Annotated in this window: 11 protein-coding genes and 1 rRNA gene; 6 read left to right on the top strand and 6 right to left on the bottom strand. The window is 66.7% G+C overall.

The annotated features are described in order from the left end of the window. The 5 genes from Q0693_RS07690 to Q0693_RS07670 form a co-directional block, all read left to right on the top strand. The coding region (locus tag Q0693_RS07690) for a DUF302 domain-containing protein (RefSeq protein WP_298630476.1) at nucleotides 1-342 on the top strand (342 nt) is incomplete at its 5' end. A gap of 150 nt (nucleotides 343-492) precedes the next feature. Further along, nucleotides 493-1,707, top strand: a complete 1,215-nt coding sequence (locus Q0693_RS07685) for a cysteine desulfurase (RefSeq protein WP_298630474.1) — start codon at nucleotides 493-495, stop codon at nucleotides 1,705-1,707. A gap of 11 nt (nucleotides 1,708-1,718) precedes the next feature. After that, nucleotides 1,719-2,135, top strand: a complete 417-nt coding sequence (sufU, locus tag Q0693_RS07680; RefSeq protein ID WP_243031717.1) for a Fe-S cluster assembly sulfur transfer protein SufU — start codon at nucleotides 1,719-1,721, stop codon at nucleotides 2,133-2,135. Next, nucleotides 2,132-2,335, top strand: a complete 204-nt coding sequence (locus Q0693_RS07675; protein WP_298630472.1) for a hypothetical protein — start codon at nucleotides 2,132-2,134, stop codon at nucleotides 2,333-2,335. The genes sufU and Q0693_RS07675 overlap by 4 nt, the downstream gene beginning before the upstream one ends. After that, complete coding sequence (locus Q0693_RS07670) at nucleotides 2,336-3,046, top strand: alpha/beta fold hydrolase (RefSeq protein ID WP_298630471.1); 711 nt, start codon at nucleotides 2,336-2,338, stop codon at nucleotides 3,044-3,046. It abuts the gene before it with no gap. Here Q0693_RS07670 and Q0693_RS07665 read toward each other — a convergent pair. The 5 genes from Q0693_RS07665 to pyrF are packed head-to-tail and all read right to left on the bottom strand — an operon-like array spanning nucleotide 3,043 to nucleotide 6,893. Continuing rightward, nucleotides 3,043-3,573: a Uma2 family endonuclease gene (locus Q0693_RS07665; protein WP_298630469.1), complete on the bottom strand. Its 531-nt coding sequence runs from the start codon at nucleotides 3,571-3,573 to the stop codon at nucleotides 3,043-3,045. The genes Q0693_RS07670 and Q0693_RS07665 overlap by 4 nt on opposite strands. Next, nucleotides 3,574-4,557 (bottom strand): NAD(P)H-dependent glycerol-3-phosphate dehydrogenase, encoded by a 984-nt coding sequence (locus Q0693_RS07660; RefSeq protein ID WP_298630467.1) that lies wholly within the window; start codon nucleotides 4,555-4,557, stop codon nucleotides 3,574-3,576. Then, nucleotides 4,554-5,558 (bottom strand): hypothetical protein, encoded by a 1,005-nt coding sequence (locus Q0693_RS07655; protein WP_298630465.1) that lies wholly within the window; start codon nucleotides 5,556-5,558, stop codon nucleotides 4,554-4,556. Before Q0693_RS07655 ends, Q0693_RS07660 begins: the two co-directional genes overlap by 4 nt. A gap of 4 nt (nucleotides 5,559-5,562) precedes the next feature. Continuing rightward, nucleotides 5,563-6,114, bottom strand: coding sequence for an orotate phosphoribosyltransferase (pyrE, locus tag Q0693_RS07650; RefSeq protein WP_298630463.1), 552 nt, complete (start codon nucleotides 6,112-6,114; stop codon nucleotides 5,563-5,565). Nucleotides 6,115-6,119: 5 nt separating this feature from the next. Continuing rightward, nucleotides 6,120-6,893, bottom strand: coding sequence for an orotidine-5'-phosphate decarboxylase (gene pyrF, locus Q0693_RS07645; RefSeq protein WP_298630461.1), 774 nt, complete (start codon nucleotides 6,891-6,893; stop codon nucleotides 6,120-6,122). Nucleotides 6,894-6,965: 72 nt separating this feature from the next. Between pyrF and Q0693_RS07640 the strand changes: the two genes are divergently transcribed. Next, nucleotides 6,966-8,180 (top strand): S8 family peptidase, encoded by a 1,215-nt coding sequence (locus Q0693_RS07640; RefSeq protein WP_243032443.1) that lies wholly within the window; start codon nucleotides 6,966-6,968, stop codon nucleotides 8,178-8,180. A gap of 136 nt (nucleotides 8,181-8,316) precedes the next feature. Here the strand turns inward: Q0693_RS07640 and Q0693_RS07635 are convergent. Beyond that, nucleotides 8,317-8,437 (bottom strand): 16S ribosomal RNA (locus tag Q0693_RS07635); the annotation flags it as partial.

The raw sequence follows: 8,437 nt of genomic DNA, 5'->3' as shown, positions 1-8,437 counted from the left end.
GCCCGACTGGAGGCCGCCTTGAAGGAAGAGGGCTTCGGGATCCTCACGGAGATTGACGTGGCCGCCACCCTTAAGGCCCGCCTGGGCCTGGAAAGGCCCCCTTACCTGATCCTGGGCGCCTGCAACCCCAGCCTAGCGGCTAAGGCCCTCGAGGCCGAACCCGATATCGGCCTCCTCCTTCCCTGCAACGCCGTGCTAAGGGAGGGCGAAGAAGGCGTGGAAATCCTGCTCCAGGACCCCAGGGGCATCTTCCAGGTGCTCCCGCGGGAAACGCAGGAGGCGCTCAGGCCCGTGGCGGAGGAGGCCCGAAGCCGGTTGGAAAGGGCCTTGGCCAAACTCTAGAGGCCCGGATACCAGGGAATCGCCCGCCTCGGCCACGCCAAGGTAGGGGCTTGAGCAAAGCTCCCGGGGTCAGCGCCTGGCCCCCAGCCTGGGGAGCAAGGGTGGGACACAACACCGGCGCACCCGGGGGCTTGGGACTAGACTGGAGGCATGGACTTGACTGCCCTCAGGGAAGACTTCCCCCTGATTGCCGGGCGGCCGGATCTGGTCTATCTGGACTCCGCCGCCACCAGCCAAAAGCCCAGGCGGGTCCTGGAGGCTTTGGACCGCTACTACAAGGAGCTCAACGCCAACGTCCACCGGGGGGCCTACCGCCTCTCCGTGGCGGCCACCGAGGCCTACGAGGAGGCCCGGCGCCGCATGGCCCGCTTCCTTGGCGCCGAGGAAAGGGAGATCATCTTCGTGCGCAACACCACCGAGGCCCTGAACCTGGTGGCCTACGCCTGGGGCCTGCGGAACCTGAAGGAGGGCGACGAGATCCTGGTAACGGAGATGGAGCACCACGCCGGGCTCGTGCCCTGGCACCTGGTGGCAGGGCTTAAGGGAGCCCGCATCAAGGCCATCCCCCTCACCGAGGAGGGCCGGCTGGACCTTTCCGCCTTGGACCATCTCCTTACGGATAGGGTCAAGGTGGTATCCCTGGTCCACATGTCCAACGTCCTGGGCACCATCAACCCCGTGGCGGAGATCGCCAGGAGGGCCAAGGAGGTAGGGGCTTTGGTGGTGGTGGACGGGGCGCAAAGCGCCCCCCACCTACCCGTGGATGTGAAGGCCCTAGGGGCGGATTTCCTGGCCCTTTCTGGCCACAAGATGCTGGGACCCACGGGGGCCGGGGTCCTTTGGGGCCGGTACGAGGTCCTGGAAGGGATGGCACCCTTCCTAGGGGGTGGGGAGATGATCCGGGAGGTCCACGTGGACCGCTCCACCTACGCCCCCCCACCCCAGCGCTTTGAGGCCGGCACCCCTCCCATCGCCGAGGCCATCGCCTTGGGAGAGGCCGCCAGCTACCTGATGGAAATCGGCATGGAACGGGTCTTTGCCCACGACCGGACCCTCCTGGAATACGCCCTAGGGCGCCTTTCCGAGGTGCCGGACCTGAAGGTGTATGGCCCCAGGGGGGAGGACCGGGGTGGGGTGATTCCCTTTACCCTAGGCCGCCTCCACCCCCACGACCTGGCCACCTTCCTGGACCAGGAGGGGATTGCGGTAAGGGCGGGGCACCACTGCGCCCAACCCTTGCATCGCAAGCTGGGCCTTGCGGCCACCGCACGGGCCAGCTTCTACCTCTACAACACCCTCGAGGAGGTGGACCGCTTCGTGGAGGCCCTCCTCCGCATCCACACCCGCTACCGGGCCTGGCTATAATGGGGGAATCCATGAGCGTCCTTGACGAGCTTTACCGGGAGATCATCCTCAGGCACTACCAGAGCCCCAAGAACTTCGGGGTTCTGCCCCAGGCCACCAAGACCGCGGGGGGCCTGAACCCTTCTTGCGGGGACCAGGTGGAGGTGATGGTGCGCCTGGAAGGGGATACCATCGCCGACATCCGCTTCCAGGGGCAAGGGTGCGCCATCAGCACCGCCAGCGCCTCCCTGATGACCGAGCTGGTGAAGGGGAAGAAGGTGGCGGAGGCCCTGGAGCTTTCCAGGAAGTTCCAGGCCATGGTGGTGGAAGGAGCCCCGCCTGACCCAGCCCTAGGGGACCTTTTGGCCCTCCAAGGGGTGGCCAAGCTTCCCGCCCGGGTGAAGTGCGCCACCTTGGCCTGGCATGCCCTGGAGGAGGCCTTGCGGTGAGGCGTTACCCCGCCCACAAGGTGACCCCCTTGCTGGTCCAGCACCCCGACCTGATGGAGGCCTGGAAGGAGGCGGCCAGGGCGGGGCTCTTGAGGGCGGAAAGCCAGGAGGGGCGCAACTATGTGGTGGTGGAGGACCCAAGCCTCATCGCCCGGCTCAAGGCCTTGGGCCTCGAGGGGGAAGCGGTGAAGGAGGCCTAGATGCGGGGTGTGGTGTTTTTGCACGCCTTTCCCTATAACCCCAAGATGTGGCAGGAGGAGGTGGCCTACTTCCGAGGCCGGCTTCCCGTGCTGGCCCCCCATTACCTGGGGCTATCCCTTTCCCAGGCGGCAGAGAAGGTACTAGGGGAGATGGACGAGGCCGGCCTGGAGGAGGCGGTCTTCGTGGGGCTTTCCATGGGGGGCTACCTCATCTTTGAGCTGTGGCGCAGGGCCCCGGAGCGCTTCCTGGGCTTGGTCCTGGCGGATACCCGCGCCGGAGCCGACACCGAGGAGGGCCGGAAAAACCGCTACGCCCTGAGGGAGCGGGTCTTGGCGGAGGGGGTGGGCTTCCTCCCCGAGGCCCTTCTCCCAAGCCACCTGGGCAAGACCACCCGGGAGGAAAAGCCCGAGGTGGTGGAAAGGGCTAAGGCCCTCATCCTGGAAGCCACCCCCGAGGCGGTGGCAGGAAGCCTCCTGGCCCTGGCGGAACGGCCCGACTCCACCCCCCTTCTTCCCGGGATCCACCGCCCGGCCCTGGTCCTGGTGGGGGAGGAGGACGCCCTTACCCCTCCCGAGGAGGCCAAGGCCCTGGCCAAGGCCTTGCCCGACGCCCGCATGCTCATCCTCCCCGGGGCCGGGCACCTGGCCAACCTGGAAAACCCCCGGGCCTTCCGCACAGCCCTCTTGGGTTTCTTGGCGGAACTATTCTAGAGGCGGAAAGCCTCCTCCACCTTCAGGGTGAGGCCCAAGCAGGGAATAGGGGCCTCCTCCCCCTCCTCTTCCACAAAACCCTCCGCCGTCCTGCGGTACAGGGTGAAGCGGCGGCTCCCCAGGTCCACTAGGAGATAGACCAAGAGGCTTTCCAGGGTTTCGTAAAGGGCCCGCTTCTCCCGCCGGTCCTGGGCCTCGGTGGCGGGGGAAAGGACCTCCACCACGGCACAGGGGGCCTCCTCGTAGTAGGGATGGGGAGGACCGGGTTGGCACACCACCATCACATCGGGGTAGTAGACGGCCTCATCCCGAATCCTCAGCTTCATGTCGCTCATGTACACCCGGCACCCCTTGGTCCTGGCCGCCTCCAGAAGGCGGGCGGCGATGTTGAGGGCCACCCGGTTGTGGAGGGCGCTGGCCCCCGCCATGGCGTAGACGCGGCCCCGCAGGTACTCCCGCTTCACCGGGGAGCGGGCCTCCTCCTGCAAATAGGCCTCCAGGGTCACGGGAAGCCTTGGGGCCAGCATCTAGGCCATCCTATCATCCTCCGCCTTGGGTCCGCGGGCCATGAGGGCAGAAAGGGCCTTCAAAGGGTCCAGCCCCCCATAGGCCACCCCGTACACCGCCTCGGCGATGGGAAGCTCAAGCCCCGTCCGCTCCCGCCAGGCCATGAGGGCCTTGACCGCATAAAGCCCCTCCACCACCCCCCGGTCCTCGAGGCGCTCCAAAGCCTCCCCCCGCACCAGCCGCTCCCCCGCCCCCCGGTTGCGGGAGTGGAGGCTGTAGGCGGTGGCCAGGAGGTCCCCCAGGCCGGAAAGCCCGTAGAAGGTGGCCTCCACGCCTCCCAAGGCGGTGCCAAAGCGCACCATCTCCCTAAGGCCCCGGGTGAGGAGGGCCGCCTTGGCGTTATCCCCAAGGCGGAGCCCGTCCACCATCCCCGCCGCCAGGGCCAGGACGTTTTTCAAGGCTCCGCCCAACTCCACCCCCCGCCGGTCCTGGCTGGTGTAGACCCGGAAGGTGGGCCCGGAGAAAAGCTCCTGCACCCTCCTGGCTAGCTGCAAAGGCCCTGCCGCCACGCTGGCCGTGGGGAGAAGGCGGGCCACTTCCTCCGCATGGTTGGGGCCGGAAAGGACGGCCACCGGCCTCCCTGTCAAGGCCTCCACCACCTCGCTAGGGGTGTGCAGCCCCCCTTCCTTAAAGAAAAGCCCCTTGGTGGCGGAAAGGTACCAGGGGGCCCGGGGCAAGGCCTGGAGGGTTTCCTCCAAGGCCTTGGAGGGCAGGGCCACCACCGCCAGCTCCGCCCCCTCCAAGGCCTCCTCGGGGTCGGCGGTGGGGTAGAGATAGGCGGGAAGGGCCACCCCGGGTAGGTAGTCCTTGTTTTCCCGTCGGGCGCGGAGCTCCTCTGCAAGCTCTTTTCTCCTGGCCCAAAGGGTCGTGGGGATCCCCTTGCTGGCGAGGAGTACCCCCAAGGCCGTCCCCCAAGCCCCAGCCCCCAGGATGGCCACCTTCATAGGAGTAGGCTCACCTCCCAGGCCTCGTACCAGGCAGCCAGAACCAGGAAGAGGGCCCCCAGGTAGAAGGCAAGGAGAAGGGCCCTAAGCCCCTTCCGATACCCCTCCCCTCCCGCCGTCTTGGCCAGAAGCACCAGCCCCCCGAAGGTGACCAGGATGTAGGCCTGAAGCTCCAAGATTAGGGTGGGTAGGTGGATCAGGAAGGCGGGGCCCAAAAGGGCCGGGGAAAGGGCAAAGCCAAAGACCAAGTAGCGAAGGGCGTTGAAAAGGAAAACCGGGATGCCAAAGAGCAAGGCGGGGATAAGCCCGGTGAGGAAAAGCCCCTGGCTGAAGTTCCAGTGGAAAATGACCCCGGCCAGGACGAGAACCCCCTTCCCCGTGGCCTCTCCCACGCCCATGGCCTCGAGGGCCCCTGCGAAAAGGGCCTGGACCGCCCTGGCCATCTCCGGCATCCCATAGGCCAAAAGGGCCCCCAGGGCAAAGAGGCCGTAGAGGAAAAGGTTGGTGAAAAGGTAAAGCCCCTTATAGGCGCGAAGAAGGGCCAGGGCCTCTAAAAGCCAGGCGCGGAAGGGGGAGGGCTGGAAAAGGAGAAAGGCCCAAAAGAGGGAAAGGAGCAAAAACCCCCACCCCGCCAAAGGGCTTAGGAGGTACCCAGGGAGGGAAAGCCCCTGGGGGCGGAAGTAGACCCGCTTCACCTCCCCCCCCTCCAGGACCACCACCACCTCCCCCACCGCCTCCCCCACGGCCGCGGGGAAGAGGACCCGGTTCCCCTCCACCTGGGGGCTATCCAGGTTGAGGGAAAGACCCTTAGGGGGTGGCGGGAAAGAGGCGTAGCGCTCCAAAAGCCTCGGGGCCTCCCCCGGGGAAGCCCTTAGGACCTCCTCGAGGCTTGGCGAAAGCTTTCCGGCAAGCCAAGCCTCCACCGCCTGGCGGCCCAACTCCACGGGGGAAGAGGCCAGGGCCCCAGGGAGGAAAAGGAGAAGCCAGGCCAGGAAGCGCACGGCCTCAAACCTCCTCCAAGGGCACCCCGCCCCGGCAGAGGGGGCAGGCCTCGGGAGCGTAATGGGGCACCTCCAGCTTCAGGAGGGCCCGGAAGGGAACACCGAAGTCCGCCTTCCCCCCGCTCCGGTCCACAATGGCCCCCACCCCCAGCAAAACCCCCCCCCTGGCCTCCGCCGCCCGGATGGCCTTGCGCACGCTCTCCCCCGTGGTTACCACATCCTCCACCGCCAAAAAGCGGTCGCCCGGATTCACGGTGAGGCCCTTGCGCAGGGTCATGCCCCCTTGGCCGTCCTTTTCGGCAAAAAGGGCCCTGGCCCCCAAGGCCTTGGCCACCACGAAGGAAAGGACGATCCCGCCCAAGGCCGGGCCGATGACGAAATCCACCTTCTCGTCTTCAAAAAGCTTGCCCAAGGCCTCCCCCACCGCCTCCGCGTAGAGGGGATGCTGCAAAAGGGCCGCGGATTGCAGGAAGACCGGCGAATGCCACCCCGAGCGCAGGAGGAAGTGCCCTTCCAAAAGGGCCCCCGTCCTGCGGTAGAGCTCTAGGACATCCATCCCCCCTACTCTACCAAAGCCCTCAGGAAGTCCTCCGCCGCCCGCAACGCCCCCTCGAGATCCGGCCGGCCCCCCGGGTAGAAAAGGGCGCGGCTAGCGGTGTTTAAAAGCCCGGGGCCCTTCAAGGGCCTCCCCCCTTGCGCCCCCACCCCGGGAAGGAGCAAGGGGGCCCGGGGAGCCACCTCCCGCACCCGCCAAACCGCCTCCGGGTAGGTGGCCCCCACCACCAGGCCCACCCGGCTCCACTCCCCTTCGCGGTACCCCTCCCCCGCCTGGGCCAAGGCCTCCGCCAGATGGAGGTAAAGGGGTTTTCCCTCCACCCCTAGGTCCTGCAGGAAGCCCGAGCCCGGGTTGGAGGTCTTGACCAGGACGAAGACCGCCCCCTGGCTTTCCTCGGCCGCCTGGAAAAAGGGGCTGAGGGCCTCTAGGCCCAAGTAGGGGTTCACGGTGAGGGCGCTTCCGGGAAAGCGCCTAAGGTAGGTCTCGGCATAGGCCGCGGCGGTGGTGCCGACATCCCCCCGCTTCCCGTCAAAGATCACCGGGAGGCCCATGACCCGGGCGGCGCTGGCCAGCTCCAGGAGAAGTTCCATGCCCTTAGGACCCAAGGCCTCAAAAAAGGCCAGCTGGAACTTAACCGCAGCCAGCTTGGGCGCTAAGGCCTCAAACACCTCCAGGGAGTACCGCCTTAGATGCCGAAGGGGTTCAGGCCCATGAAGCCCAGGCCTGGGATCCACCCCCAGGACCAAGGGCGGGCGGGTAAGGGCGAGGAGAAAGTCCATGCTCTCCACTATAGGCCTTGACAACCCCGGCCCCTTGGGCCTAGAGTTACCGGCGTAACGCAAGGAGGGAGTATGAAGAAACTCATCCTGGCTTTAAGCCTTCTGGCCCTGGCCGCATGCCAACAGCAGGGCACCCTCAGCCCCCAGGCCTTTAGGGAACCGGGCCAGACCTACATCGCCATCCTGGAGCCCACGGCCTCCCCAGGTATGGCCGGGCGCTTCACTGAGCGGCTTGCCGCTTTGGAAAGGGCCCACGGCCTCGCGGTGCCGGCGGAGGACCGCCTCGAGGCCCTGGGGGCCGTCATCCTCCGCAACCTCACCCCCGCCCAGGCCCAGCGCCTAGCCCAAGACCCCCGGGTCTACGCCCTGACCCCGGACCAGGAGGTGAGGGCCTACGCCCAGACCATCCCCTGGGGCGTGGAGCGCATCGGCGCCCCCTCCACCACCGCCAAGGGGGCCAGCGTCTCCGTGTACGTGGTGGACACCGGCATCAAGGTGGGGCATGAGGACCTCACCAACCTAATGGGGGGGTATGCGGTGGTGAAGTGCCGGGGCAAGTGCCGCGCCGCCTACGACGACGACAACGGCCACGGCACCCACGTGGCGGGCACGGTAGCCGCAGTGAATAACAGCGTGGGCGTCTTAGGGGTGGCCCCCGCCGCCGAGCTTTGGGCGGTGAAAGTCCTTTCCGGCTCGGGCTCTGGCTCCACCAGCGGCATCGTCCAGGGCATCAACTGGGTGATCAGCCACAACAACGGCGGCAAGCCCAAGGTCATCAACATGAGCCTGGGGGGTAGCGGCACCGACGACCAAGACGGTCAGTACTGCCCCAGCACCCGTTCCAGCAACGCCTTCCACAACGTCATCCAAAAAGCGGTGTGCGACTACCGGATCACCGTGGTGGTGGCCGCCGGCAACGAGGGGGACAACGCCGCCAACCATACCCCCGCCGCCTACGACGAAGTCATCACTGTAAGCGCCACCAACAGCCAAGACGACTGGCCCTCCTGGTCCAACTACGGACCCGACGTGGACATTGCCGCCCCTGGCGTCTCCATCCTCTCCACCTGGAACTCCTCCACCTCCAGCTACAACACCATCAGCGGCACCTCCATGGCAAGCCCCCACGTGGCCGGAGCCGCCGCCATTGTGCTCTCCCGCTACCCCAACTACACCCCAGCCCAGGTGAAAGAGGCCATCCTGCAAAACGCCGAGAGCACCGCAGGCTGGCAGAACACGTCGGGTAAACCCCACCCTGAGCCCTTCTTAAACGTGAGAGGATTCTAGCCCTTCCCAAGGAAAACCCCCCGCCTAAGGGCGGGGGGCGGTCTTTCCCGGAAAAAAGAAAGCCCCCTTGCGGGGGTTTACACCGTTGGACCACGGGGTCTTGAAAGCGCAGGAACGGGCCTTGGTTGCTCCTTAGAAAGGAGGTGATCCAGCCGCACCTTCCGGTACAGCTACCTTGTTACGACTTCGCCCCAGTCACGAGCCCTACCCTCGGCGCCTGCCCTAAGGCTCCCGGCGACTTCGGGTAGAACCCGCTC

This window comes from uncultured Thermus sp. (genome assembly GCF_938010445.1).
Taxonomy (GTDB): Bacteria; Deinococcota; Deinococci; order Deinococcales; family Thermaceae; genus Thermus; species Thermus altitudinis.
The sequence above is the reverse complement of the archived record's forward strand: the minus strand, read 5'-3'. Positions and strand labels throughout refer to the sequence as shown.

Bases quoted from the DNA above. Each gene is read 5' to 3' on its own strand.
- Q0693_RS07685 (WP_298630474.1), top strand. From the start codon at position 493: ATGGACTTGACTGCCCTCAGGGAAGACTTCCCCCTGATTGCCGGGCGG.
- sufU (WP_243031717.1), top strand. From the start codon at position 1,719: ATGAGCGTCCTTGACGAGCTTTACCGGGAGATCATCCTCAGGCACTAC.
- Q0693_RS07670 (WP_298630471.1), top strand. From the start codon at position 2,336: ATGCGGGGTGTGGTGTTTTTGCACGCCTTTCCCTATAACCCCAAGATG.
- Q0693_RS07665 (WP_298630469.1), bottom strand. From the start codon at position 3,573: ATGCTGGCCCCAAGGCTTCCCGTGACCCTGGAGGCCTATTTGCAGGAG.
- Q0693_RS07660 (WP_298630467.1), bottom strand. From the start codon at position 4,557: ATGAAGGTGGCCATCCTGGGGGCTGGGGCTTGGGGGACGGCCTTGGGG.
- pyrE (WP_298630463.1), bottom strand. From the start codon at position 6,114: ATGGATGTCCTAGAGCTCTACCGCAGGACGGGGGCCCTTTTGGAAGGG.
- pyrF (WP_298630461.1), bottom strand. From the start codon at position 6,893: ATGGACTTTCTCCTCGCCCTTACCCGCCCGCCCTTGGTCCTGGGGGTG.
- Q0693_RS07640 (WP_243032443.1), top strand. From the start codon at position 6,966: ATGAAGAAACTCATCCTGGCTTTAAGCCTTCTGGCCCTGGCCGCATGC.